Source organism: Paenibacillus sp. NPDC057886, from assembly GCF_042796655.1.
GTDB lineage: Bacteria > Bacillota > Bacilli > Paenibacillales > Paenibacillaceae > Paenibacillus.
Genome location: NZ_JBHVMZ010000007.1, coordinates 231,785 through 257,126 on the forward strand (window position 1 = coordinate 231,785; position 25,342 = coordinate 257,126).

At 47.3% G+C, this 25,342-nt stretch carries 23 protein-coding genes; 6 read left to right on the forward strand and 17 right to left on the reverse strand.

Translation table 11 applies throughout. From position 1 onward, the window contains the following. Positions 1 to 76: 76 nt before the first annotated feature. The 6 genes from ACFVQB_RS24040 to ACFVQB_RS24065 all read right to left on the reverse strand — a co-directional run bounded on the left by ACFVQB_RS24040 (position 77) and on the right by ACFVQB_RS24065 (position 7,686). Complete coding sequence (locus ACFVQB_RS24040) at positions 77 to 1,027, reverse strand: DUF1177 domain-containing protein (RefSeq protein WP_379445095.1); 951 nt, start codon at positions 1,025 to 1,027, stop codon at positions 77 to 79. 240 nt (positions 1,028 to 1,267) lie between these two features. Continuing rightward, positions 1,268 to 3,274 carry an alpha/beta fold hydrolase gene (locus ACFVQB_RS24045; RefSeq protein WP_379445098.1) on the reverse strand — a complete coding sequence of 669 codons (2,007 nt, stop codon included), beginning with the start codon at positions 3,272 to 3,274 and terminating at the stop codon, positions 1,268 to 1,270. 77 nt (positions 3,275 to 3,351) lie between these two features. Next, entirely contained in the window at positions 3,352 to 3,942 is a 591-nt protein-coding gene (locus ACFVQB_RS24050) for a TetR/AcrR family transcriptional regulator (protein WP_379445100.1), read from the reverse strand. A 438-nt stretch (positions 3,943 to 4,380) separates the two neighbouring features. Then, complete coding sequence (locus tag ACFVQB_RS24055; protein WP_379445103.1) at positions 4,381 to 5,679, reverse strand: ABC transporter substrate-binding protein; 1,299 nt, start codon at positions 5,677 to 5,679, stop codon at positions 4,381 to 4,383. A gap of 288 nt (positions 5,680 to 5,967) precedes the next feature. Next, entirely contained in the window at positions 5,968 to 6,804 is an 837-nt protein-coding gene (locus tag ACFVQB_RS24060; protein WP_379445105.1) for a carbohydrate ABC transporter permease, read from the reverse strand. Next, entirely contained in the window at positions 6,805 to 7,686 is an 882-nt protein-coding gene (locus ACFVQB_RS24065) for a carbohydrate ABC transporter permease (protein ID WP_076290579.1), read from the reverse strand. It abuts the gene before it with no gap. Positions 7,687 to 7,826: 140 nt separating this feature from the next. On the opposite strand from ACFVQB_RS24065, the gene ACFVQB_RS24070 reads away from it, so the two are divergent. Both ACFVQB_RS24070 and ACFVQB_RS24075 read left to right on the forward strand, forming a co-directional pair. Next, a complete protein-coding gene (locus ACFVQB_RS24070; protein WP_379445107.1) occupies positions 7,827 to 9,656 on the forward strand; it encodes a cache domain-containing sensor histidine kinase in 1,830 nt (609 codons plus the stop codon). Positions 9,657 to 9,661: 5 nt separating this feature from the next. Continuing rightward, entirely contained in the window at positions 9,662 to 11,293 is a 1,632-nt protein-coding gene (locus ACFVQB_RS24075) for a response regulator transcription factor (protein WP_379445110.1), read from the forward strand. 167 nt (positions 11,294 to 11,460) lie between these two features. Here ACFVQB_RS24075 and ACFVQB_RS24080 read toward each other — a convergent pair whose 3' ends face one another. After that, on the reverse strand, positions 11,461 to 12,408 hold the full coding sequence (locus tag ACFVQB_RS24080; protein WP_379445502.1) for an arsenic resistance protein: 948 nt from the start codon (positions 12,406 to 12,408) through the stop codon (positions 11,461 to 11,463). A 231-nt stretch (positions 12,409 to 12,639) separates the two neighbouring features. On the opposite strand from ACFVQB_RS24080, the gene ACFVQB_RS24085 reads away from it, so the two are divergent. After that, positions 12,640 to 13,398: a tryptophan-rich sensory protein gene (locus ACFVQB_RS24085; RefSeq protein ID WP_379445112.1), complete on the forward strand. Its 759-nt coding sequence runs from the start codon at positions 12,640 to 12,642 to the stop codon at positions 13,396 to 13,398. A gap of 96 nt (positions 13,399 to 13,494) precedes the next feature. Here ACFVQB_RS24085 and ACFVQB_RS24090 read toward each other — a convergent pair whose 3' ends face one another. The 4 genes from ACFVQB_RS24090 to ACFVQB_RS24105 form a co-directional block, all read right to left on the reverse strand. Further along, positions 13,495 to 13,869: a RidA family protein gene (locus ACFVQB_RS24090; RefSeq protein WP_024632179.1), complete on the reverse strand. Its 375-nt coding sequence runs from the start codon at positions 13,867 to 13,869 to the stop codon at positions 13,495 to 13,497. Positions 13,870 to 14,017: 148 nt separating this feature from the next. Next, a complete protein-coding gene (locus ACFVQB_RS24095) occupies positions 14,018 to 14,698 on the reverse strand; it encodes an oxidoreductase (RefSeq protein WP_379445117.1) in 681 nt (226 codons plus the stop codon). A 20-nt stretch (positions 14,699 to 14,718) separates the two neighbouring features. Continuing rightward, positions 14,719 to 15,876: an MFS transporter gene (locus tag ACFVQB_RS24100; protein WP_379445505.1), complete on the reverse strand. Its 1,158-nt coding sequence runs from the start codon at positions 15,874 to 15,876 to the stop codon at positions 14,719 to 14,721. 208 nt (positions 15,877 to 16,084) lie between these two features. Further along, the gene (locus ACFVQB_RS24105; protein WP_379445121.1) at positions 16,085 to 17,500 is read right to left on the reverse strand and encodes an ATP-binding protein; all 1,416 of its coding nucleotides are present in this window, start codon (positions 17,498 to 17,500) and stop codon (positions 16,085 to 16,087) included. A gap of 232 nt (positions 17,501 to 17,732) precedes the next feature. Between ACFVQB_RS24105 and ACFVQB_RS24110 the strand changes: the two genes are divergently transcribed. Further along, positions 17,733 to 18,386: a phosphatase PAP2 family protein gene (locus ACFVQB_RS24110; protein WP_379445125.1), complete on the forward strand. Its 654-nt coding sequence runs from the start codon at positions 17,733 to 17,735 to the stop codon at positions 18,384 to 18,386. Here ACFVQB_RS24110 and ACFVQB_RS24115 read toward each other — a convergent pair. From ACFVQB_RS24115 to ACFVQB_RS24140, 6 genes are all read right to left on the reverse strand, one after another. Continuing rightward, a complete protein-coding gene (locus ACFVQB_RS24115) occupies positions 18,379 to 19,902 on the reverse strand; it encodes an HD domain-containing phosphohydrolase (RefSeq protein ID WP_379445129.1) in 1,524 nt (507 codons plus the stop codon). The genes ACFVQB_RS24110 and ACFVQB_RS24115 overlap by 8 nt on opposite strands. 239 nt (positions 19,903 to 20,141) lie before the next feature. Further along, positions 20,142 to 21,122 carry an anti-sigma factor domain-containing protein gene (locus ACFVQB_RS24120; protein ID WP_379445134.1) on the reverse strand — a complete coding sequence of 327 codons (981 nt, stop codon included), beginning with the start codon at positions 21,120 to 21,122 and terminating at the stop codon, positions 20,142 to 20,144. Further along, positions 21,119 to 21,715 carry an RNA polymerase sigma factor gene (locus ACFVQB_RS24125; protein ID WP_090904187.1) on the reverse strand — a complete coding sequence of 199 codons (597 nt, stop codon included), beginning with the start codon at positions 21,713 to 21,715 and terminating at the stop codon, positions 21,119 to 21,121. The genes ACFVQB_RS24120 and ACFVQB_RS24125 overlap by 4 nt, the downstream gene beginning before the upstream one ends. Before the next feature lie 576 nt (positions 21,716 to 22,291). Then, positions 22,292 to 22,597: a hypothetical protein gene (locus ACFVQB_RS34570; RefSeq protein WP_483874958.1), complete on the reverse strand. Its 306-nt coding sequence runs from the start codon at positions 22,595 to 22,597 to the stop codon at positions 22,292 to 22,294. Between the two features lie 167 nt (positions 22,598 to 22,764). Then, positions 22,765 to 22,872, reverse strand: a complete 108-nt coding sequence (locus ACFVQB_RS24135) for a YjcZ family sporulation protein (protein WP_221825910.1) — start codon at positions 22,870 to 22,872, stop codon at positions 22,765 to 22,767. Between the two features lie 42 nt (positions 22,873 to 22,914). After that, positions 22,915 to 23,019: a hypothetical protein gene (locus ACFVQB_RS24140; RefSeq protein WP_017690880.1), complete on the reverse strand. Its 105-nt coding sequence runs from the start codon at positions 23,017 to 23,019 to the stop codon at positions 22,915 to 22,917. Between the two features lie 738 nt (positions 23,020 to 23,757). Here ACFVQB_RS24140 and ACFVQB_RS24145 point away from each other — a divergent pair. After that, positions 23,758 to 24,117, forward strand: coding sequence for a helix-turn-helix domain-containing protein (locus tag ACFVQB_RS24145; RefSeq protein WP_379445144.1), 360 nt, complete (start codon positions 23,758 to 23,760; stop codon positions 24,115 to 24,117). 66 nt (positions 24,118 to 24,183) lie between these two features. Further along, positions 24,184 to 25,314 (forward strand): hypothetical protein, encoded by a 1,131-nt coding sequence (locus tag ACFVQB_RS24150; RefSeq protein WP_379445148.1) that lies wholly within the window; start codon positions 24,184 to 24,186, stop codon positions 25,312 to 25,314. Positions 25,315 to 25,342 lie beyond the last annotated feature (28 nt).

Consider the following 25,342-nt stretch of genomic DNA (forward strand, 5'->3'; position numbering starts at 1 on the left):
AAATCGCCTGTAGATGCCACGAATATCCACAGCATGGTATCCACCTGCCGCTTCAACCGTGACCTTCTCGGATTAACTATGCAGACGGAGCTGCCTGCATTCCCGGCGTCTGAAGTACCTTCATTGATCCATACAGACGAGTAATCAGGGTATATTCCTCCACATTGTAGAAAGAACAGGTCCCATTCGTGAATTCCTTGGCCGTCTCCACGACCAAACGAACTGCGCTTGCAATATCAACCTCATGGCTCGCTCCTGTGCCGCATCCCGGAACTGCGGATTGAGCGGTTACAGCTACGCCTACAACGGGTGCATGTGTAGCCACAGCTGGCTGTAAAATGGAATTAATATGGTATAAGTCATTGCCGTATGGCGTAATATCCTGCGTCGTAATCGGGAAAGTCACAGGCAGCTGCCCTGTAGTCATCTCCATGATACGGAGCAAATCATCACTCACCCGTAAAATGTATCCCTCTTTTACCGTTGGCGAAATAGCGATGCCTTTATGGTTAATCACCCGGTTTCCCTTGGTTGTATCGATGGACAAAATAGCTTCCATCTCGGGCAGAACCTCATGTTCGTTCATCTGCAAAATGTCGACCGGAGAGTCCATAAAATCAACCGGTTCATGTGGAAGGGTCGGGGCATCCGGACAGATATGCGTTGTCACAATGACATCTCCCTTGAGCGAATCGCCCTTAGTCTGCATATCGGCGAGCTTCAGTCCTGCTGCGACAGCAGCGACGGCGCCATCGGCATCCGAAACGAGTCCGATGCGCGTTGGACGGGCACCGATTCCACCCAGTCGCCCGACAATCCCCATCGTCGGAGCCTGCCCTCCGGACAACTTGCCGTCCGTACCGGGGACGATGATTTTAACAAAATCCGTACTTCCCTTTTCCCCTTGTACAGTCAGTACTTCAACCGAAACCTGTGGATATTGAACAAATAATTGCTTTACACTCTCACCATTTACATAAGCGCTGTCCAGCGCGTCCAGTGCCAATAACGTTTTTTGAAGTGGCATCGTACACATCCTCCTCTTAGCTGTTGATCTTGAAATCAAGTCTATCGCAGTTTAGAAGAGGGTCACAATGTACCGCCTTGCCAAAATGAGCATCGTTTTATTGTGCGACAAGTATAAATGGGAGTGAAAATAACGTTTTCATTCATTTTATCTAACTGTATGTGTAATATAATTTAACATTTTATTTTTGGGTGCCTCGAATATTCTGTAATTTGGAGATTGTATACCTCGATTCGACGTTTACCGTCTCTCCACTTGCCAATTCACGAGCAGTGCAGCCGTTTCCTCCGCCTCAAACAGGGGAAATTGGTGCCCATAGGGCAGTTCCACATGTTGAACGGATGAATGGATATTTTCGGGGCGGGAGTATCCCTTATCGTTTGTTCCCCAGACCATGAGTGTGCGCTGCGCATCTGCACTTGCCTGCGACACTTTATCGTTTGAATGAGACTGTATCCAGTGGAGCAAATCAGCATTCGCTCCTGCAATGCGGGGAGACTTCAAACCAGAAGAAGCTCTCCTCGCGTAGCCTTCCAGCAGGGTTGGATCGATCTCCGAAGCCTCTGCTTTTTTTAACTGCCCAGCCACTTGCTGTGGAGTCATCCGAGATAACAGTCCTTGCAGCATTCTTTTCGAGAATCTTGATATCAGGCGCTGCATTCCGTCCTTCGAAGCCCCCCATACGGGTTGCAGCATGGCCAGCTGGATATTTTCACGCCCGCTCTCCTGCATCACCGCTGCGGCTATTGCTGCACCAACAGAATGTCCTACCAGTTTGACCGGACCTTGTATCTCATCCAGCACACTTCGCACCGCTTCCACCTGCCCTTTGAAGGCCGTCCCTTTTATCTTGTTGCGATGAACCGGAGAACGCCCGAATCCGGCAAGATCCACAAGCCATATCGGGTTTCCCGTCATACTCCATAACACATCTCCCAGCGGGATCATATCGTCAGCACTACTCATCAAACCATGAACAATCACCCATGGCTCCCCCTCACCCTCATGGACCAGCACCGCAAGACTGCCCTTACGTGTCCGAGTCCAACCCTGAGGCAAATCCTCCTGTGAGGGGTAGCTGAAACGATAATCCAAATCTGCTGTCACATAAGGTAATAACTCGCTAACTTCAGGCAATTTTTGTCCCATTCGCTGAAACAACCGCTCCGTTTGCTGCACTTCAAACTCCTGTTTGGTAATAAACGCGATTGATTCAGGCGGTATCCCGCTGATCTTTGTGCCACCAGCCTTCATCGCTGCATGAATCATGGGCAGGGGCACTGACCATCGAGGTGCAGATACATCCAACTCAGCCGCCAGTAAACGAATCAGTTCCTTCATATCCGGACTGTCCGCTTTTCTGGACAACAAGGGATATGTGCCGCTGGATGGATTGCTGTCCTGAGTAAGATAAACAAGAGTCTGTGCAACCACGTCATTGGATACGAGGGGAAGCCAGTGCTGTAGACCACCGGGAATCACCGGCATTCTATGCCTTCTCATCGCTTGTACCATCATGCCAATTCCTCCGGTTTGTTCAGTTGCACCTGTGGGATATGGGCCGACGACTGTACTCGGGTTTACAACCGACAATACATAGGAATGCTGCTCAGCGTGCTGTCGAATATAGCGGTCCGCTTCGAATTTCATATGCTCATAGGCACTTTCCGAATGGAAGGCTTTGCTAATCCATGACTTCTGCCTGTTCGACTTATCCCCAACATCTTCATTGGCTGAAGATATGGACGGAGAACCCTCCCTCCCATACGGACTCATAAAACCAACCACGTGGATAAAGTGCCTCAAACCGTGTAAGCGCTGGATATCTTCGGCGAGTTCGGCAATGCCTCTTGCTCCATTCATAAAAATCTGTTCTGCCACCTTCGGTTCCAATGTGACATCCATCGTCCCACCTGCATGAATTATGATATTGGCCTGAAGAGCACGTTCACGATCAGCTTTGGTTAGACCGAGGCCAGGAGCTGACAGATCCCCCTGGATAAAGGTTATTCGGCTGAAATTCGTAACTCCGTATGCATTTAGAACCATCCTTGCTTTGGACTCAGAGCGTACAAGCAGCAATAACTGTGCTTCACTGTTCCCAAGTTGTTTTACTGCCTCCTTGCCTATAAATCCGGTACTGCCCGTCATCAAAATAGTGCTCGTTTCAGTCGCCATGTTATTCTTGGCTGGATTGGGGTCAGTCTTAAGGTCTGCGTTTGAAAATGATGAAGTATGTATACTCATTTCGAATCTCTCTCCCTTTTTATCGCCATTAATTTAGTACTATTTAGTACTAGTTATATTCAAAAAAAGAGCTTCGTTCACCGAAGCATCTGACAAAATGTACGTGCTGATTGTTCAATAATCCCTGTATCACGCGCAGTCTCCGCAAGTACAAGTGACCCTTCCAATGCGGCAATAAATAATGCAGCCGCTGGTCCCGGTTCAATCCCTTTGCGGAATTCACCACGATCCAGTCCTTGCTGCAACAGCTTTTCCATCATCGGCTGCAGCTCACGGAAAAAGCGGGCTATGCTTTCTTTTACTTCGGGTGCGCTGGCTGGTGTCTGCATATACAATGTAATAAACGGACAACTGCCTTTATAATCGCGCCCTTCCATGCCAGCGGACAGTAACGCCATGAACGAATAGATCCGTTCTGTGACCTCTCGTTCACGCTGACTAAGCAGCAGGTATAGCTCCGATTCATACTGGGCAATCCAGTATTGCACCACGGCCTGAAGCAACTCCTCCTTGTTTTTGAAATGGTAATAGATATTCGATTTGGAAACCCCGCTTGCCCGCACTACCTCATCCATGCTGACATAGCTGTATCCCTGACGCAAAAATAACTGAGCGGCCACTTCGACTGCCTTGGTCCGATTAACCGGATTGGAACTTTTGGATTTCATAGAACACGAGATCGATTTTTGATTTGTCATAAATAGAACTATACAGTACTAATTAAACAAACACAAGTGATGCTGTTAACAAAAGGTGATCTTTGCCCCAAATTTCTCAGACTTGTCCACATTTAGAACGTTGTACACACAGGATATCCACATATAGTATTAACTCTGTGTTAAATAGGTTGTTGGGCCACTACATATGATGGAGTTATCCACATTTCAAGAGCAGGTTCGCATGCTATTCATTCGATCTGCGATAGCGGAGTCCCAGAACTAAAAAATAGGCCAACCAGAATTGTATTCTGGTTGACCTATTTAAGTTGACTACTCATCCAAATCAGTTGCGAATGGCTCCATTAGCCTGTGGATACTAGTATGTGGATAACCATTCAAGGTTGAGACAGCACTATTTTACTTATACGGATAGCTAATCTAAGTTGATTATTTTTTCAGACTATCCCAGTTTTGCTGCAATGCGTCAAGCAGGGCTTTTTTGTCCGATTTGCCTGCCACATATGCCTGAATCGTGCTACCGAATTCCTGTGGAACACCTTCAGGGAAACGGTTGAAGTTCCAGCTTAATGTTTTGTTCTCTTGGCTGTACTTCATGATCTCGGTTGCAAGGTCACCCAGATCCTCTTCGGATGCTTGAATTGAACTAAATGCAGGGATAAACTTGAATTCTTTGGTCATGTATTGTTTACCGATATCCGATGTCACGAGCCATTCCAGGAACTCTTTTGCTTCCGGTTTCACTTGCGAATTCTTGTTCACAACCCAGTAGTTCGGTACGCCAACAAACAATTTGTCGTTCGGTTCATTCGTAATTGGCATCGGCAGAATGCCGAGATTCAGATTAGGATCGATGCCATCAATTTGTACCTGCGTCCAGTTCCCTTGCTGCATCATCGCTGCTTCCCCACTGGCAAACAGGGTTACCTGAGTGTTGTAGTCGGTTGTGAGCGGGTTTTTGTTGCTGTATTTCAGGGTCAAGTCGAGCAGATTCATCCAGTCCGTGAACACCTGATTGCCAGGGATTTTCTCCGTACCTTCATTAAGACCTTGAATAAATTTCACCGGATCTGCCTGATTCGCAAATGCCACGTTTACGTTATGATTGCCGAGTACCCACCATTCCTGATATCCATTGGAGAACGGGGTAATTCCTGCGGCTTGAAGCTTCTGTGCAGCCTGATCCAATTGTTCCAGTGTGGTCGGAATTTCAGTGATGCCTGCTTTTTGGAAGAGGTCTTTGTTATAAATGAAGCCATAGCCTTCCAGTGCCAGCGGCTGTCCATAGAGCTTGCCGTCTTTGGTCATCGGCTCTTTGGCAACATCAAGCACATCTTTTACCCATGCTTCACCTGAGAGATCTTCCAGATATTCGAGCCATGTGTCCAGTTCACGATAACCACCAACGTTGAAAATGTCCGGTTGTTCGCCAGCAGCGAACTTGGCTTTCAATGCAGCGCCGTAGTCACTGCCGCCACCCACGGTCTGAATGTCCAACTTGATGCCTGGATGGGAGGACTCATATTCCGCTTTGAGACGGTTAAGCGCTTCCGCAATTTCGACTTTGAATTGAAAGATTTTAATGGTTTTGTCTCCTGCAGCAGCCTCTCCGCCACCTTGGGTATCTGTCTTAACTGGACTTCCACTCTTATCTCCGTTGCCACAACCTGCGAGCATTACGGAAAAAGCAATTAGCATAAGCAACGTCAACTTGGTCATTCTTTTCATACATACACTCTCCCTATAGTAGTTTCAGTATAACAGCTTCGTTGCATTTTTTAGCCACCCCGATGCAATTTTATCATTTCCCCTCAGGGGTCAGGCCCATGCTTTGCGGGCATGACTCCCTTTGCACACCTCCGTGCGAGGTCGGAGCGGAGGGATCATGATGCGCTGGAGGAGCGGAGCGCTCGCCTTTGCTCCTCGGTGGCTTCTTTGCCTTAATTCATTCAGACCACCGAGGAGCAACAGTGACCAAAAGCGCACATGATCCCGGAGCGGTACCAACCCCCGTACTTACCCTTTAACAGATCCGGCGGTAATCCCCTGAATGATGTATTTCTGCATCAGCAGGAAGAAGATGATAATTGGCATGATGCCAAGCACCAGTGCTGGCAGGGCGAGATCCCATTGTTTCGTATATTGTCCGAAGAGCGCAAAGGTCGCAATCGGAATTGTACGCAAATTGGAGCTTTGCAGAATCAGGGATGGCAGCAGATAGTCATTCCAGATCCAGAGTGTATTCAGGATGATAACCGTAACATACATCGGCTTCATGAGCGGAAATACAATTCGGAAGAATACGCCGTAGGCGGAGCTTCCATCTACCCGAGCTGCCTCTTCAATTTCGAGTGGAACCGATTTGACGAATCCGTGGAACAGGAAGATGGACATCGGTGCACCAAAACCCAGATAACAGATGATGAGTCCGAAGAGACTGTCGATCAGTCCAAGATTACTGGTTACGGTAACGAGTGGAATCATGATAGACTGAAACGGAATCACCATGGCAGCAATGAACATACCGAACAAAATCCGGTTGAAGCGGGTATCGCTACGTACCATTCGGTAGGCGGCCATGGAGCTGATCAACACCAGCAGCAGATTGCTGACTACGGTAACGATGAGCGAGTTCATCAGCGCTGACGGGAATTTAATTTTATCCCAGGCATTCGCATAGTTGCCCCATTGGAACACCTCCGGCCAAGCGGCCGAATTGGTAAGCAGGTCACCGAATGTTTTGACCGAATTGACAAACAGGAAGTAAAACGGAACCAGGAACAATAATCCAATGAGCACCATAACAATCTCGGTTACAATGGTACTGAAGCGATAATTTTTTGACGTTTCCATCTATGCCTCCACCTCCTTGCTCTTCGTTACACGCACCTGAATCATGGTGATAATGGCAACGATTACGAAGAACACAAGTGCTTTGGCTGTACCGATGCCGTACCGATTATTTACAAAAGCTTCATTGTAAATATTCAGTGCTACCGATTCTGTTGATCCAAACGGCCCGCCTTTGGTCAGCGACAGATTGAGATCGAACATTTTGAATGACCAGGAGATTGCAAGAAACAGACAGATCGTGACTCCCGGCATAATGAGCGGGAAAATAATGCTGCGCAGTACCTGCCAGCGGCTGGCACCATCAATTTCGGCAGCTTCCAGCAGATCGGGTGATACGTTGGTCAAGGACGAGATGTAGATAACCATCAGATATCCTGCGGTCTGCCAGACAAATACAATGACGATACCCCAGAAGGCGGTCGGCTCGTCTCCCAACCATGGGAGGTTGAAGAAGGACCATCCGGTTACGTCGCCTACTGCTGAAAACCCTTTCACAAATATGAACTGCCAGATAAAGCCGAGCAACAATCCACCGATCACGTTAGGCATAAAAAAGATCGTGCGCAGAAAGTTTCTCGTCTTGAGCGGTTTGGTCAGGAAATACGCCAGGAAAAAACCGATAACATTGGTCAAAATTACACCAACCACGGTGAAGCGTACCGTAAACCAAAACGCAGATAGAAACTTGGGATCATTCGAGAAAATTTGCTTGAAATTGTCGAATCCTACCCAATGAATGTTCGCCGACACCCCGTTCCAGTCGGTAAAGGAATACACCATGCCAAGCAGGAAAGGGACCACGATAATGAGAATAAAAAAGACGATGGAGGGACCCACGAACACAAGCTGCTGTAACAGCTGTGAAGATTTGCGATGCTTCATATCGTTCTCCCCTTCTATAGATGGATGAAATTGGTCTCTTGTTCTATTAAACCCCAATCTCGCGCAGGGAAACACCGACCCTGGTGAACAGTTTGGGGTAAAATATTGTCCTTTCTTAACCTGCAACCAGAAGGGGTGTCATGATGTCAAAATACTACAGCATTCGCACCAAGCTAATCGCTTTTATGCTCATTGCCACGACGATTCCGCTGCTGGCATCCATCAGCATGACGTTTATCCAGACCAAGACCGCCCTGCGTGAGCAGGCCGTTGCCGAGAATAAACGCCTGATCTTTCAGGCGTCTACCAATCTCAACAATTACGTGGATAACGTGGCAAGAGCTTCGCTTGCTGTGTACAATGATCCGAATTTTCTACGAAATCTGGCGAAAATCCCCGGCGACTATCGCGCAGTTGCCGAGGTATACACTACCTTGCAGACGATACGTTCGGCTGTGCCCGATGTATTTCAGCTGTATTTGCACTCCTTTGCTGCCAATCAATCGACACTAATTGCAAATCCTTTCCCCAAGCGGGAAGAGCGCAAACAGGCCTACTCCGACTCGCTTCATGGAAAATCGGACGATACAAGCCCGGATATCTGGGTCGAATCGGCGCACCTTAGTCATTCCTACGGCTTCAAGGCAGCGTCAGCAGATGATCCTCCAAGAACAGTGATTACCCTTCACCGTGTGATCAAGGATGTGCCTTCGACCGAACGATTGGGCATGCTCGCCATCGATTTGAACATGGATACCATTGCCGAAATCTGCAGCAGACTGTATGATCCAGCAAAGGAACAGATCTATGTCATCGACAATCAAAACCAGGTTATTTACGAAGGGAATTCGGAGGTCAGCGGAACGGATGAATTACGGCAGGAGGCGGCAAGCGAGCTGAATTCGGCACGTTCCGTTGCAGGGCCAGCCCAGACCGCATCAGGGCATTTTGAACAAGATCATTCAATGTATGTGTACCAGCAATTAGGCAGTTCGTTCGCAAACTGGACCATTGTAAAACAGATTCCAAATGAAACTCTGTACGCAAGCGCCACCACCTTAACCTGGAATAACGCCATGATCGCTATTGCTGCACTGTTATTAGTCATTGTGGCAACCCTGTTTATCTCGATCCGGATCACCGGACCGCTCAAGCAATTAATGCGTTATATGAACCAGATTCAGGCAGGACGCCTGCATGTGGATATCCGTTTAACGAGTCGGGACGAGATCGGTGTGCTGGCCCGTCATTTCCGGGATATGATGGATACGGTGAACAATTTGATTTTGCGGGAATATCGCCTTGAAATTGCGAATAAAACGAATCAGCTTAAAGCGCTGCAAGCTCAGATTCATCCCCATTTTCTGTATAATACGTTGCAATCCATCGGTACACTGGCGCTTCAACAGCAAGGACAACGGGTGTATGTGCTGCTCTCTTCCCTATCCAAAATGCTGCGCTACAGCATGCGTGACCAGACCCGGGTCACTTTGCAAGAAGAAGCCGAGCATGCACGGCTCTATCTGGAACTGCAAAAAGAGCGGTTCGGTGACCGCTTAGAGGTTGAACTGGATTTTGCCGAAGATACCTTGCGCGCCGAAATGCCGAGAATGACCTTGCAGCCTTTAATTGAGAATTACTTCAAGCATGGGGCCGATGTTCAGCCTGGCAAAGGCAGGATACGCATATTCAGTCAGCGAACGCCTGACAATTGGATTCAGATTCGACTGGAAAATAACGGGCCGTGCATTCCGGAAGACAAGTTGTCTGAGATTCAGCGTTGGTTACGGCTGGCGTCCACACCTTCCGGCCCCTCTCAGGAACCAGACGAGACCGAGTCGATTGGATTGCGTAACGTGATGCGCAGGCTCCAACTGAACTCACCTCCGGGATACAATGCGACGCTTACGATCGGCAATCTGGAACCGAATGGCGTGCAGATCATAGTCAAAATATACGCGGGAGAGTGAACAACATGAAAGCCTTGATTGTCGATGATGAAAAACACGTCCGCGATGCGATTAAGCTGCTTGGTCAATGGGAAGCTGCAGGAATTGATACCTTGTATGAAGCGGCAGATGGTCACGAAGCGGTCTCTACCATCACGGCTCATCAACCGCAAATTGTACTCAGCGATATGCGAATGCCTGGCAAGGATGGTATGGCTCTGCTTGAATGGATATCTGTTCATGCCCCGCATAGCAAGGTACTGGTCATCAGCGGATATGATGATTTTGAACTGGTCAGACATGCGATTCGTTATGGCGGTACGGACTACCTGCTCAAACCAGTCGAAGCAGATGAACTGAACTCATCCTTATTCAGGGCAGTCGATGCCTGGAAAGAAGCAGATGCGGTACGTATGCAGTCTACAAGACAATCCATGGTAGTAAACCAGATGCGTCCTCATTATCATGACAGACTGCTCACAGAGCTGGTCGTCGGACGCGGGAGTAACAATACCCAATTTCAGCGGCTGAGGGATGAATTAAATCTGCCCAAGCAGATCGACCGTTGCAGTGTGGCAGTCACCAGTCTTTCCCATCTGGATGCACAATGTTTGGCAAAATATCGCAGTCAGCCTGATCTGCTCGTATTCTCCGTGCTGAATATCTGTGCGGAGATGTTATCCCCACCTGCCGAAGGTGTCGTGTTCCGCCAGCTTGATCAACCGGATGAGGTCGTTCTCCTGTACTGGGGTCAGTGCTCGTCACTTCAATCCATTCTTGAGAAAGTGAATGATGGACTTGAACAAACCATCCAACGCCGTCTTCACTTTGGTATCTCCAGCTGCGAGTTTTACCCTACGGGAACCTCGGGAGCATATCAGGAAGCAAGCTTGCGGTTGTGGCGACGTAATGCCTTGCAAACGAAGCAGTGTATTCACGATACACTGGAGTCCTCCATCGGAAACAAGGGGCTCCGGTTATCCACCTTTGAGGAGTCCTTACGACTCGCGTCCATGAGCGGGCGCGCTTCCAGCGTGTCCAATGCGGTTGCGGAATGGATGGATCCCATCACCCGGCTCGATGTTGTAACAGCGGAGCAGATACAGCAATGGGTGGATGAAATGGAATGGATGATTGGCCGTTGGCTCGATGATGCCGCAGGCGCCCCACCGAAAGAGGAAGATGAAGCGATAGAAGAACAATCCATTCCATTCGCCGAATTACCTTTGGACCGTGACGGACTGTTATCGCTGCCCTTGCTCCGCTCCCTGCTGGAACAGCGGTTGCTCGCAGCCGGAAAGGCACTCACTGCACATCATCATGCAACACCGGACCCAATGAGTGAGATTGCACGTTATATGGATGCTCATTATCAGGAGGACCTGTCTCTACAGCAGATTGCTGCACGGTTCTACCTGAGTCGCGAATATATATCACGCAAATTCAAGCAGCAGTTCGGATTGAACTGGTCGGAGTATTTGGGCAAACTTCGAATCAATAACGCCAAGCTGCTGTTACAGAACCCTTCACTACGAATTGCAAAGATCTCGGAGATGGTCGGCTATCAGGACGAGAAGTATTTCAGCAAAGTGTTCAAAAAAATGGAGGGCATCACACCGGGGGAGTACCGCAAAACGTTATCTGACGGAAATGCTTAAATGAGCCGCCGGAACTGTGGACATTCGTCCAATAGAACTTGCTCGATTCGTTAAACGATAAAAGGGGCATCCCGTCATGTTCATGACTCTGGGAATAGCCCCTTTCCTTCTTTTCACATAAATGAATTTATCTTAACGAATACACCCTGATCTTCTTTTCAAAGGAATCAGCGATCTCTCAGTATGACGGAAGGAACAATACGAATATAAATCAATTCTCCCGCCAGTTCGACGATCGTCTGAGTTACAATCACAGCGGCAGCGATTGTGGACCACTCTTCGGGCAATGCAAGTGCCAATGGCAGAACGACAAGTGAATTTCGGGTCCCCGCACTGAAAATAACGGCCCTGCCTGCGCCTGTATCCAACCGGAATAGAGCCGCAACGATTCGTGAGATGAAGGGCATAACCATCAGAAAAATAATATAGATGGGCAGAACATCCACAATTACAGCAAAATCATTGTAGACCTTCCCGACCTGCGATGCAACAACCACAATTAATGCCAGAGCCATCATGGGTACAGGCAGCCAGGCGGTTACATCCATCACCCTTTCCCCTCCCTTTTTGCCTTTAGTCACAACTTGCGTAAGAATAGCCAACAGCAACGGAATGACGATCAAGAATAGAAAGGCCTCCACGAAAGGCCCCACCTGCATGACCTGTGCCGCTTCCTTCCCTATGAACAGCCACAAATATACCGGTAATAAGACCATTTGTATAACAAACAGGATTGGCGTTGCTGCCAGCATCAGTTTCTCATTGCCTCGACCCAGCTGTGTAAAAACAATGACGTAATCAATGCAGGGGGTTAGCAGTACCAGATAAACGCCAATGAGCACGGCAGGAGGTTGCGGAAACGCCAAGGTTAACAACCACACGACCACAGGTACAACGATAAAATTAGCGACCAGCAAAGCTCCAATAAATCGCAGGTTGGATAAGGATTCTTTTAGCTGTAAAAAAGGAATCTGTGCAAACATGCTATATAACAAGATGGCAAGCACAGGTGAAACCGTATAATGCAGCGCTGATCCCCAATCAGGGGTGCCCAGCCCAATCGCTGCTCCCACGAACAGGGCAACGACATAAAACCACGTTTGTTGCTTCTCCATCGTTTCTCTTGTAAACAACCTTCTTCCTCCTTCAAAGTGAACATATTTCCACTTCAACCAGCGTACATTGAGACGTAACTCAGCGAATAAGAGAGCGGCAAACTGCAGGATAGCAGACAACGATCCTGTGAATTTTTTGCGGCTTCTTATTAGAATGCGAAAGAACTGGGTATATTCATTGTAGACTGACCCGTGGTTCATTCATTTTTGTTAAACCAAGGAGGAAACACAATGTCACGTAACAATCCGTACAAGTGGTTAAACGCGATTGGGTTTATCGCTGTTATCGTAGTAAACTACCTTTCCAACGCACTGCCCATCGGAGGCAGGACCAACAAGGAAGTATCGGATATGTACCCTGTATTGCTCACACCTGCAGGCTATGCTTTCTCCATATGGGGACTGATCTATCTGCTGCTCGCTGGCTTTGTCATCTATCAGTTTGTTCCCTTTTCTTGGAAAAGGGACTCTATTACCCGCCTCGGTTACTGGTTTCTAGCAAGCTGTGCCTTTAATGTAGCGTGGATCTTTGCTTTTCAAAATCTCAAAATCGGTCTCGCCTTAGTCGTCATCGTTCTGCTTCTGTTGTCCCTGATCATGCTATATGTAAAAACGCGTGCAATCACCCTTCCCACAACTGCCGAAATCTGGCTCGTGAAGCTGCCGTTCAGTATATATCTTGGGTGGGTGAGCGTGGCAACCATAATCAATGCGGCTGTATTATTATATAAAATCGGCTGGGATGGCTTCGGACTCAGCGAACCTGCCTGGACCATCATTATGTTAATTGTAGGCCTAGTGCTGGCTGTACTTGTGAGCTTCCCTTACCGGGATAGTGTATACCCACTTGTCTTTACTTGGGCATACATTGCCATCGCACTCAAACAAAAAGACGTTACCTCCGTATATTATACGGCAATTATCATTGCGATCGTACTAGCCATTTATGCGGTATGGTTGTTCTTCGCCCGTAATCAGGATCGGGATTAATCCCGATCTGGCCATATAAAAAAAGCCGATTCCGGTCATATAACCAGAAATCGGCTTTTTATGTATCTTTCCTTGCTTGGCAAATATCAGTCTCCCCTATTTGAGGGCAATGACCTCGATTTCCACAAGTGCATCCTTCGGCAGACGAGCAACTTCAACTGCGCTGCGTGCCGGATAAGGCTGTTCGAAGAATGTGCTGTACACTTCATTCACCGGAACAAAATCATTCATGTCTTTCAGGAAAACAGTCGTTTTCACAACTTTGTCCATACTCGTGCCTGCTGCTTCAAGAATGGCCTTCACATTGCTCAGGGACAAACGAGTCTGCTCCTGTACATCAGCTCCGAATTCTCCTGTTTGCGGGTTCAGGCCAAGCTGACCGGAAGTATAGATGAAGTCGCCTGCTTCAACAGCCTGGCTGTATGGACCAATGGCGCCTGGTGCCTGATCGGTAGAGATTGGTTTTTTCATGGATGAGTTCTCCTTCATGTTCGCTGTCCTGCCACCGAGAGGAGACAAGCCTCGAACTCATTTTTGAAGCTTATTATACCATGATCCCGTCCAGGCAAGAAACGTCTATCCTTAGCTCTCATTTCAATACGGGCAAACCATCCATATCTCAGGACTCATCCAAACCAAGCACATGGATGACGTCATTAGAATAGACGTGGTTTCCATTGGTTTGAACAAGTGCAATGTTCATCATGGCCCGAGCTATGGTTGCAGCCTGGATTGCCCGATATTTATCCACTCTGCCTTTCATCCAGCGATCCAGAAACGTCATGACATGAGCTGCCAACTGCTCACCCAACCGTTTTTCTTTGCGATCTCCGAGAATCAACGACGGACGGAATATATGCAGTGAACGGAAACCGACAGCCGATAACGCCTCTTCCATCTCTCCCTTGGTTCGACTATAAAATACACGTGACTCGGCATCGGCTCCCATGGAAGAAATGACGAGCATCTGGGATACACCGTGCTCCTTGGCAAGTTTGGCAGCTTTCACGGGGTAGTGAAAATCCACTTGGCGGAAGTTATCCTGACTTCCGGCTTTTTTAATCGTTGTACCCAAGCAGCAATATAAGTCATCAATATTGCAAAATAGATCTTTTTGGTCCTCTAGTTGCTCCCAGTCCACGACATGCTGCTCCAGCTTTGGATGTTCCCATTCTAGCGGACGTCTGACCAATACACGGATCCGACCATAAGCCGGATTCTGAAGCAAGCTGCGTACCAGCAGTCCACCCACAAGCCCGGTGGCTCCAATCACAAGGGCTTGCCGTTCGTGATTCTCCAAGTACATCCCTCCACATATTTCTATTTCAGAAGCACACGACGTCCAAGCGTAAACATAAGAACCAGCATCGCTGCACCAACACCCACTTGGAAGCCATAGGCGGAGACCCAATTCATCGCGTCTGGCCAGGTTTCCATTCTCTCATACAACCAGCCACCAATCAGCGGTCCAAGAAACGAGGTCACTCCGGTCATAGCCGAATATACGGCTACAAACATCGGTCTTTCGCTTTTTGGTGTATCTCCTATAGTGAAGTTAAAGGCGAGCTGGTTGAATCCACCCACACCAATACCGAGAAAAATATGGGATAAAAAAAGCGCTATCAAAACAGGCATAAACGACATCAATCCCCATGACAAACAGGAGAGTGCGATGATCGGCAATGTCCAAAACAATAAGGTTTTGTTGCTGAATCTCGCGTTCAGATTGCCCCAGATATAGAATCCGGCCATCATGACGAGCGTCTGAACCACGGTGATTATGGATACCGTCTGATAATTAATGTTAAGCAGGTCAAGCATTACGTAGGAAAATAGCGGAACGATCAACGTCTGGATCAGTAACCAGGCCGCGAGGAACAGGGCAGCCCTCAGAAAGGAAGGATCCTGAAACGGCTTCTTGAACATGCGCCAGAAAACCTTTTCAGTTGAACGTTCAAACGGTACATCCGGATAAAAGCAATAAATAACCGTATTGGCTATCGCGCAGATCCACACAGGAACGAACAGGATTAAGAAGCCCATCTCCCCGGGGAAACGGTCCAGAACGATGCCTCCTGCAAATAAGCATACGCTTCCAAGTGCGTTCAGAATCGTGTTTCGAATTCCGAAATAACGCCCTCTCACCTTGGCAGGAACGATATCTCCAATCAACGAGGTCCAGATCATACCGCCGATTGTATTGGCTATGAATGCAACCGTATACACACCAATATAGATACCTACCCACCACTCCTTGGGAAACAGGAACGGAATCAGTCCCGTTGAACTCCACAGGATGCGATGCATCCCCACAAACAATACAAGCATGCGTTTGCGGCTGCGAATGCGCTGCATCCAGTAAGCTGCTCCAATCTGGGCGATATTAACAAACGTCGTAATGGCGAGCACAAAGCCAATATGTCTTGACCCGGCCCCAAGGTACAGCAGAAATCCGGTTAAAAATGGGCCTCCCAGCAACGTCTGCAAAATAATTGCCGGTACACCCTCCCATGTTGCAATAGATAAATTCGTGCGTTGTGTCGAACCCTTGCGCCGTGGTTTGCCTGCAAACGGAGGAGGGTTAACGTTGACCGTCTTCTGTATGGGGATACACTCCTTAGACCGGATTTCAAGTGCCGGTCGATGCTAGTTGTCACCCCAAATTCTACTCACAGCGTGAGGGTTGTCAACTCATTTTTTCACGGTTCAGTGGGAGATAGAGATAGAAGGTACTTCCCTTGCCCTCAGCGCTTTCAAGTTCGATCGACCCGTCTAGCAATCTTGCCAAATCCCGACTGATAGACAGGCCGAGTCCTGTTCCCCCAAATTTGCGGCTAATGGACCCGTCAGCCTGTTGAAATGCTTCGAAAATGGATTGATGTTTATCTTCAGCAATGCCAATTCCCGTATCTTGCACCGAGAAAACAATCCATTGACTCAGAATGCCTGACTTCTTCATTTGCTTGGTGCTCACGGTCAGTGTGACCTTCCCCTGATGGGTAAACTTGATGGCATTGGACATAAGATTACGTAAAATCTGCTGAACTCGTTGGGGATCAGACCAGAGGGTCTCCGGTAGTCCTGGCTTCTTGTCCAGTTGCAGCTGGACTCCCTTTTTCTCGGCAATCAACTGAAAGTGATTCATAGCATCTTCCGTGAGTTGTGCAACACTGATATCCTCCAAGACGATATCCAGTCTGCCCGCTTCCACTTTGGACAGATCGAGAATGTCATTAATTAACGTAAGCAACTCCTGACCAGAATGCTCAATCATTGTGGCAAAACGTACGATATCCTCTTGCTCCATCGTATCACCGTTCTCACTGATCATCTGGGCAAAGTTAATGACACTGTTCAGGGGTGTTCGCAGTTCATGCGACATATTCGCCAGAAATTCCGATTTGTACTGCGAAGCAATCATCAACTGCTTGGCACGGTCTTCCAGCACAATCTGAGCTTTCTGCAATTCTTCTTTTTGCACAGACAATAAACGATTGGTACTCTGGATGAGTAAAATCCGATTCTGTTCATTCTGGAAATCTCGTAAAATAAAAGCAAAAATAAGACTAAGTACAATACCAACAGGAAGGGTATACGGCATAATATGCGAGAAAAAATATGTAGCTGGGATAACGCCAAAAATAGCAATGTTTAAACTATTGACCAGATTTACGATCAAAGTGACGATGACACCTTTAACGATCAGCCTGTAGTCACTGCGTCTCATCCAAATATTCAACCCTGCACACACCACGCCCAGAATCGACATATTAATTAGTGCAGCCACCGTAGCATCATTAATACCAAAAGTTAACCGGGTCAGCCCAATCCCAACCCCCACAAAAATAACGCTATAGGGTTGTCTATATGTCAAAACGGCAACAATTAAAGGAACAAAACGAAGATCGAAGACCACTTCATCATTCAGTTGAAATCCAAATACGGTGCTGATCCAGCCTGCAAAAATAAGCACAAACAACGAACTGATCTGTTTTACTCGTGATGAAGCGCGTATTACGATGTATTTATAGAACACACTAGCAAGGTAAGCAATGGTAATAAGCATCCCCATATTTAATACGAACATTTTTGAAAATTGCATTCACTCACTCCTGTTGTCGTGTATTCATTGACAGAGAACCTTTAGTCCGTATACATCTCTATCATATCATGCCCATTCAACCTTCGACATTCCGTCGTCGTCGAAAAATGCACAAAAATACACAAATCAGGATTCAATTTGTGCGCTGAACGTAGTAGAATATATTGTTGTTCAATTTTTAAACGCTGTGATCCAGTTCCTTGCGAACCTGGATGAAAGGAGAAACGGTGCTGTGCACGTGTTAAAAAGTAAATCCTACTGGCTGTCGTTAAGCTTGATGCTTTCCTTGGCTGTCATGGGGATGTTCTATGATATTCTGAATAGTCCGGAACGTGGTTTCTCTGTGCTTAATTCCCCGTTAGACCGGATCATCCCTTATGTACCATCCATGGCCATACCCTATCTGGGTTGGTATCCGTTTGTCTTCGGCGTGCTGGCTTATTTATGCGCCAAGGATCGGCTCACTTATTATCGCGTCCTGTTATCCATGAACATCTGTGTCTGGATCTGTTACTTGATCTATTTTAATTTCCAGACCATGGTGCCGCGTCCTGAGTTAACAGGTACAGGTCTCGGTGCATCTCTTCTCGGATGGCTCTACGGCCAGGACCGTCCATATAATTGTTTTCCAAGTATTCATGCCCTTCATTCTTATCTGGTTATGCGTGCTGTTCTCTCCGTTCAGAGCATTCGCAAACAGGTTAAGGTGTTAGTTGCTGCCGGGGCAGCACTGATTATATTGTCCACCTTAATGATTAAACAACATGTAATCTATGACGCCATGGGTGCGGTCGTACTCGGTGAATGCGTTTTCACAATTATCACCGGGCTCTCGCTGCACCGTCGTCGCAGAAAAGAATCGAAGTGGACAGAGGGGATCAGCTGACCCCTCGCTCCGACGATTTCTGGAGATGCTCTTGCCGTCTCCACTCATCAATAAACAAGCTTGCAAAATAGGGATCCCACTGGGTCCCTTTTCCTTCTTCCAAAATAGATAGCGCTTTCTCATGACTCATTCCATTTCGGTAAGGACGATCAGACGTCATAGCATCAAAGGCATCAGCCACGGCAATGATACGGCCAAACAGCGGAATCTCTTGGCCCGCTATACCATCAGGATATCCTTTGCCATCATATCTTTCATGATGAGACCTTACACCCGGCAGGAAATCTGCCATCGCATCAATCGGTTCAATCTGTAACAAAATACTCTCTCCAAGGACGGGATGTGTGCGAATGATGGCGAATTCCTCATCGGTGAGTTTTCCATCTTTCAATAACACTTCGTCGGGTATGCCGATTTTCCCAATATCATGCAGCAGCGCTGATTTGTATAACAGATCGGCTTGTTCTTCATTCATGCCACTCAGCTTGCCAATCATAATGGAATACTCTGCCACCCGCATGGAATGACCGGCCGTATATTTGTCCCGTGCGTCCAATGCAGCCGCCAGGGTGGAAAAATAACTTTGCAGCAACTGCTGATTGCGTTCCTGTCTCATCTCAAGCCGGTTAATCATCATATTGAATCCGGAGATGAGCGCAGAAAATTCATCCGCGTACAGATCAGGGGTTCTTCTGCCCAGGTCTCCCTCTTGAATTCGGTTCATCTCCTCCGTCAGCTCCGCAACCGGACCGCGAACATCCCGAATCAGCAGCCAACTTCCCACAAGGGCGAACCCCCCGCCTAGTACGACGATAAGAACTGCCCACAGAATATACTCTTTCGCAAACTCACTATCCATATACTGAAGACGGATCGATGTAGCCAGGAAGAATAGAAATAATGGAAACAAACCGATCAGGGCCGTACTCAGCTGAAATTTACGCTGAATGGAAACCAGCACACGTCCTCCGAGAGAGGGCTCCATGCCATGCTGTTCTTTGCCTCTGCGGCGAACTTCCAGCAGCAGCGGTCTTACGGTCCGAACGGTCAGAAAATATTCAATCAGGGCATGCATCACAGCGATCAATAAGGCACACGCAGCTGCAACTGCGACGTATCCATATGGAAATTCCAGCCATCCTGTAGAAATCATCCATATCGTCAATCCGGCAGCAGGCAGGGAGAATCCAAGCATGTGCGGACCCAATATACGATAGATCGTTTGTCCCGGATACCGGTGAATGCTCTCATACATCTTTGTCAATTCGGCCTTTTCATGATGCTCGGCGGCAAAGAATTGCCGAATGGGGCCTAGTTGAGCCCATAGGGTAATCAGTTCAGCAACAAGCATAAACAATACTGAAATCAACACAATGATAATGAGGCGTACAAATTGAATGTTTGGTATTTGCAAGGTAGACACCATAACCACTGTACCTACCACAAAAACAGCTGCCATTGAACCGATAAGATAATTTCGCATCAGACGAAAGATAAATGAACGGTATACTTCCACCCCAACCCCTCACTCTCTAGCTGTAAACCAGTTCCCCCCATTGATGACAGAGGGAGAATTAAGGGTACAGCCTCCTATTTGTTATCGGTTACTCGCACTGAAAAAATTAATTCATTTAACGGATGGGAAACCTTCCTTGGAATTAACTACGAATCGCTCATCTAACTTATATGTACGCGTACAACCATGCAAAAAAGACTGTCCCCCGCAGGGAACAGCCTATTATGACAAGACATTTCTTATCCTTTAATCTTGGCAGCCAAAATCATTGTACCACGCGGCTCATCACCCATCGCATCCGGTTCAAGTGTGATCGCGACCGTGTCGTAATCGTTGGCAGAGTCTAACGTATAGTATACTGCTCCCGTTCCATTATGGCTCAGGAAGGTCCCTGCATTCTGAGGGGTATCGCCCTTTATCAACCAAACCTGGAACGCCTCGTTTCCTTTCAGAGTAGGCAAGTTTTCCGCCTGTACGACCAGGTGAGTGCCTTTGCTGTCAATGACAATGGTAGCCAGTCCTTGGGCCACAATGTCCTGTGTCGCAGGACTAAGCTTGACAGCTTCGCCTGTTTGCATTCCCTGAGCAGGCTGCAGGGATGAAGCAAGCTGCTCTTGCAGCTGCGCATTCTGTGCCTGCGCCTGAGCAAGCTGCTCTTGCACCGCTGATGAGCCAGCTGCTTGCTGCTTCAGCGAATCGACCTGGCCTTGCAGCTGCCCGGCGTAGATGCCGAGCACAAGCGCCGCTGCCGCAAGGGCTGCGCTCGCTATGCGCCAGGCGCGGCTGCTGCGCGCACGCGCGCGCCCTTGAGGCTGCCACGGCTGTGCCTGTGCAGCCTCTTCTGCCCGGGCTGCAGGCACCGCCGTCTCCGGCGGCAAGCCCTGCCCGGGCTGCGCCGCTTCATGCTGCGGCGCAAGATCCGCCTGAAGCACCACGGGTGCTTCAGGTTGCGCAGGAGCAGCCGCCGGCTTCGTTCCGGCGCTCTCCTGCGCGTGTCCGAGCACGTTGCCCAGCACACGTGCTCGCATGCCAGGCGGCGGTGCAACAGGTTCCGCCGCGAGTGGCAGGAAGCCTGTTACTTCCTGCAATTCCCTCACCTCCTGGCGACAAGACTCGCAATGGGCCAAATGTGCTTCAAATGCTGCCACTTCCTCCGCGTCGAGTCCTCCCAGCACATACACCGGTGCCAGATCAGACCATTCCTCATGTCTTTCTATCATGGATGTATGCCCTCCCTTCCCGCGTCCGGATGCATTTCAGCATCGGCGAGCAGCTTCTGAAGCTGTCGCATCGCAAGCCTGACACGGCTCTTTACCGTACCCAGCGGAATCCCGAATCTGCTGGATACTTCCTGTTGCGTTAAGCCTGCATAATAGATTGATTCAATGACCTGTTGCTGGTCACCATTCAACTGGGACAAGGCCTCCTTGATTCGGACACCTTCCCATTTACGCTCTATTTCTTCTTCTGTATTTGTATGTTCATCGGCATATGCCGCCAGTGTTTCGTTCTCCACTGAGGTCGTAGCTGCGCTTTTGGATTTTCGCCTCAGCATGTCCACTGCAATGTTGCGCGTAATGGCGAACATCCACGTGGTCAGCTTCCCCTGTGAGGCCTCATATCGTTCAGCATTGTTCCAGACGCGCAGGAATAATTCCTGGACAGTCTCTTCTGCTGTCATTGGATCACCAACGATCCGATAAGCAAAAGAATACACCGCTCGCTCATAGCGGTCATATAAAAGCTCGAGAGCGGAAGCATCTCGTTCCGCAATCTGCCGCATCAACCTGCTGTCCTCTATAGATTCAGTCATGCGAGGGCCCCTTTCCGTGTCATCCCTCTTATTATAACCTACGCAGAATCATTTGAAGAGGATTACCTTATTGAAGAAAAAAATCTGAAATGTTTTCGCAATTGTTTTCAAAAAAAGCTTTGACCTTCCTTTTTATTGCAAAAAATTACAACCTGTGGTATAGTATAAGAGTTGGTATTTAAACAACCTCATATGATTTTCTGTCTTCTTTAAACCCCGGAATATTTTCTTCATGCTGCGACCGCAGCGAATATGCACACTAACCTATGAAGATTGAAGAACCTGAATCACAATAACCCGGTATTACAGAGTTTCACAAGATGTTCCCATTCACACTGGCGCGGTCATCGGAGCCGCAAGGACAAAAGAGAGGTAGGGCTTTTGTTGTTTTGGATATCACTTATTCTTGAGAAGATTGAAAACATACACAAAGCACCCGGAATTGGGTTCCGGGTGTTTTTCCATGTCCATTTTTAATAAATCGTGTCCAGACAGCCAAAAGGCACCGATACAATCTCGGCGCCTTTCATCGGAGTTGTATGGATCAACTCCCTGATATAGTTGCTGTTGGACAATTTAGATAAACATTGTTTTGGAGATAATAACCAGCAGGATGAACAGTACAAGAATTGTACCCATCGATCCCCAGCTTCCCCCGCCGTGTCCATAAGAAGTTCCACAACCTTGGTGATAACCGTGCAGCATTGGAGCATGATTGGGATAATGAGCATACCCGTAACCATATCCCATTGGCATTGTTCCACATCCATACCCGTACCCATGCATTTCATGACCTGTGTATCCATGCATGTGCTCATAACCTCCCACGTATCCGTATACGTGTCCCTGTCCGTTCGGTGAATTCGGTTTAACTTCGCTCATTGTTCATTCCTCCTTAACATTTGCCTACACCCCTAAGCTATGTATTATGCCTACCTCTGGACCGGGCTATGGCCCTACTTTGACAAAATAGGCGTTTTCACTATTCCTGTAGGCTTGTCCTCAAACCAAAAAAAACCCCACCGGTTAACCGGCGGAGTTCAAACATATTATACCCAGAAAGATTTAGTGATGATAACGAGAAGAATGAACAGGACCAAGATGGCACCAGTTGATGTCCAGCCGCCGTATCCTGCGCCTCCAACTACTTCGCTCATGGAGATTCCTCCTTTACCAATGGTTTAGGTGTTAAGAGTCTATTAGATGAGGAATGCTTTGGAAATGATAACCAACAAAATGAAGAGAACCAAAATGGCACCAGTCGATGTCCATGCGCCGCCGTATCCACCTACAACTCCACTCATGCAAAACCCTCCTTTTATTTGAGGTACAGTTCACTATATGCAAAAATCACACACTAGATCGGGCTCTGGTTAAATTTGGGCGGCTGTCCTTTAAAGGACACCTTCCCTACAGCAGTGAAACTTTACCTTTCATTTTGCGTTAATGAGGTTATGGCGTCCTGCTAACATAGAAGTGCAGTATTGCAGAAGTTCAGCACGCTTGTGAACGTTAAAATAAACAAAGGGGATGTATGTAATGAATTAGAATATCTGTACAGCCGTTCCGGAAGAATATGCCCCGCTCGCAGCACTTTGGCTGGAAGCCTCGCTGTCCGCACATGATTTTGTTGACCCGGCGATATGGGAATCGCAGCAAAAGAATATGTAGGTTCGATATCTCCCGACAGCCCAAAATTATATTATGGATCTTGATGCTGAAGGTTCCATTCGAATTTTTATTCCCATCGTGAATTCGTATCTGGCCGCCCTGTTCGTTGATGTAAGGTACCAGCGTCAAGGTGTCTAAATAGCTTCAATATTACACATATAACCATCCATGGTTCTTTAGGAGTACGCATATACTTATTAATCATAGTTTTCTATCAAGATGTTGTTTATTTACATCCTTGAACATTACCGTAATGGTATATTTTATAGAATTAACTTTTTATCAGCACATTTATTACCTTTTCGGTAATTATGTATTCTCATTTATGTAGGGATGATATTATTTTACTATTCAAGTAGAAAGGAGTGTTTATGCCAACTCTAGGTGAACGCATTAAACATTTAAGGGAACTGAAGGGTCTTTCTCAGAAGGAATTGTCTGAAAAAACGAACCTTACAATAGTTCAATTGTCCCGGTATGAAACCAATCATAGGAAACCTGATCCAGATGCTTTATGTCGTTTGGTGAACGTTCTGGGGACGAGTGCCGATTATCTTATCGGTCTAACCTCTAATCCAATTAAGAATTTAAATGAGCAAATGTCTTTTTACCTGGATCATCCTTTACACGGAGTCTTTCTAAGGGAATTTTTTAATGCGCCTGATCAACTTAAGAACGAAACCAGGCAATTTTTCAACTTTATCATGAGCAGTTCAGATCTGAATCGTTGACCACACACGATGACCTTAGAAAAAAATCCCATCCGATGGGGAACACATTAGGAGCAATTAGATATCATGAAAAAGCTTATTACGATTTTGGCATTAACAGCATTGCTTAGTGCTTGCGGTAATTCAGAAACAACAAAAACAGCAGACACACAAACTTCAGAGAAAACAAGCACGACCGAAATAGGCTCTGCCGAGGCTAAAGCTACTAAATACACTACATATAGTGGAGAAGGTTTCTCATTTTCATATCCGGATCACTGGAAAAGCGTAGATACAAGCCAGTTGAACGTGCCAGCACTCAAAGCTGCTTTTTCTAACCAGGAAGCAACCCAATTTACCGATAACGTTAATTTTCTTATTGATGCTAATCCGAGTGGTGAAACTAACCCCGAAGCAATAGCCAATGCAACCGTGGACTACTATGAACAAAATGGGCAAAGTATTGGTGTTCCAGAGTATAAGAAGACCCGTTACACCAAAAAACCTTTCAAAGATTACAATGCAGGTGTTCTGGAAGGAACATATAACCATCCATCTGGAGGAGAGGTTGTCATGATTCAATACCTGATTCCATCCAATGCTGAGCTTTATAGTCTGACATTAACCTACTCCAAGAACTATTATGAACAAAAAGGAAAAGAGCAAGTCAATGAAATTTTGAATTCATTGGTGATTTCCTCTCCCATTGAACAGACTAAAGCGAATACAGCTTCTTTAAACCAGGGGACAGTAGTAACTGCGGCTGATTATTTCAATGAATTAACCCCGATCATGACTAATGATACAGCGATCATGGAACAAGTTTCTTATGACTTTTTCACAGCGCACGACGATTTATTCCCAGCCAGTACAGCTGAAGTTCGCAAAAAGCTTAAAAGTTTGGTGGATACCAAAGTGACAACCAAACATTTGAATAAAAATGTTACGAATTACTATGAACATTTTATACAAATTAGCGGTGAAGTTATTGAGGTTGAAGAAGATACTTCTGATGGCTCCACAGCTGCTATCGTTCATATCATGGATGAGAACGGAAACAATGTACTCGCCATCTATCCATCCTCCACAGGCGATCTGCTTGAGGGAGACTATGCTACCGTAATCGGTGCTCCGATCGCCAACTTCTCATTTGAGAATGTTGGAGGTGGCTATACCAATGCTACACTCATTGGAGCAGCACTGGTAACTGCAGAATAGCCTTCTCAATAATCCATAAAGGGGCTAT

Excerpts from the sequence above, each read along its gene's own strand:
- ACFVQB_RS24145 (WP_379445144.1), top strand. The coding sequence starts at position 23,758 with ATGCCAACTCTAGGTGAACGCATTAAACATTTAAGGGAACTGAAGGGT.
- ACFVQB_RS24040 (WP_379445095.1), bottom strand. The coding sequence starts at position 1,027 with ATGCCACTTCAAAAAACGTTATTGGCACTGGACGCGCTGGACAGCGCT.
- ACFVQB_RS24050 (WP_379445100.1), bottom strand. The coding sequence starts at position 3,942 with ATGAAATCCAAAAGTTCCAATCCGGTTAATCGGACCAAGGCAGTCGAA.
- ACFVQB_RS24140 (WP_017690880.1), bottom strand. The coding sequence starts at position 23,019 with ATGAGTGGAGTTGTAGGTGGATACGGCGGCGCATGGACATCGACTGGT.
- ACFVQB_RS24150 (WP_379445148.1), top strand. The coding sequence starts at position 24,184 with ATGAAAAAGCTTATTACGATTTTGGCATTAACAGCATTGCTTAGTGCT.
- ACFVQB_RS24125 (WP_090904187.1), bottom strand. The coding sequence starts at position 21,715 with ATGACTGAATCTATAGAGGACAGCAGGTTGATGCGGCAGATTGCGGAA.
- ACFVQB_RS24105 (WP_379445121.1), bottom strand. The coding sequence starts at position 17,500 with ATGCAATTTTCAAAAATGTTCGTATTAAATATGGGGATGCTTATTACC.
- ACFVQB_RS24090 (WP_024632179.1), bottom strand. The coding sequence starts at position 13,869 with ATGAAAAAACCAATCTCTACCGATCAGGCACCAGGCGCCATTGGTCCA.
- ACFVQB_RS24055 (WP_379445103.1), bottom strand. The coding sequence starts at position 5,679 with ATGAAAAGAATGACCAAGTTGACGTTGCTTATGCTAATTGCTTTTTCC.
- ACFVQB_RS24120 (WP_379445134.1), bottom strand. The coding sequence starts at position 21,122 with ATGATAGAAAGACATGAGGAATGGTCTGATCTGGCACCGGTGTATGTG.
- ACFVQB_RS34570 (WP_483874958.1), bottom strand. The coding sequence starts at position 22,597 with ATGAGCGAAGTTAAACCGAATTCACCGAACGGACAGGGACACGTATAC.
- ACFVQB_RS24135 (WP_221825910.1), bottom strand. The coding sequence starts at position 22,872 with ATGAGCGAAGTAGTTGGAGGCGCAGGATACGGCGGCTGGACATCAACT.
- ACFVQB_RS24060 (WP_379445105.1), bottom strand. The coding sequence starts at position 6,804 with ATGGAAACGTCAAAAAATTATCGCTTCAGTACCATTGTAACCGAGATT.
- ACFVQB_RS24085 (WP_379445112.1), top strand. The coding sequence starts at position 12,640 with ATGTCACGTAACAATCCGTACAAGTGGTTAAACGCGATTGGGTTTATC.
- ACFVQB_RS24070 (WP_379445107.1), top strand. The coding sequence starts at position 7,827 with ATGATGTCAAAATACTACAGCATTCGCACCAAGCTAATCGCTTTTATG.
- ACFVQB_RS24065 (WP_076290579.1), bottom strand. The coding sequence starts at position 7,686 with ATGAAGCATCGCAAATCTTCACAGCTGTTACAGCAGCTTGTGTTCGTG.
- ACFVQB_RS24045 (WP_379445098.1), bottom strand. The coding sequence starts at position 3,274 with ATGAGTATACATACTTCATCATTTTCAAACGCAGACCTTAAGACTGAC.
- ACFVQB_RS24080 (WP_379445502.1), bottom strand. The coding sequence starts at position 12,408 with ATGGAGAAGCAACAAACGTGGTTTTATGTCGTTGCCCTGTTCGTGGGA.
- ACFVQB_RS24075 (WP_379445110.1), top strand. The coding sequence starts at position 9,662 with ATGAAAGCCTTGATTGTCGATGATGAAAAACACGTCCGCGATGCGATT.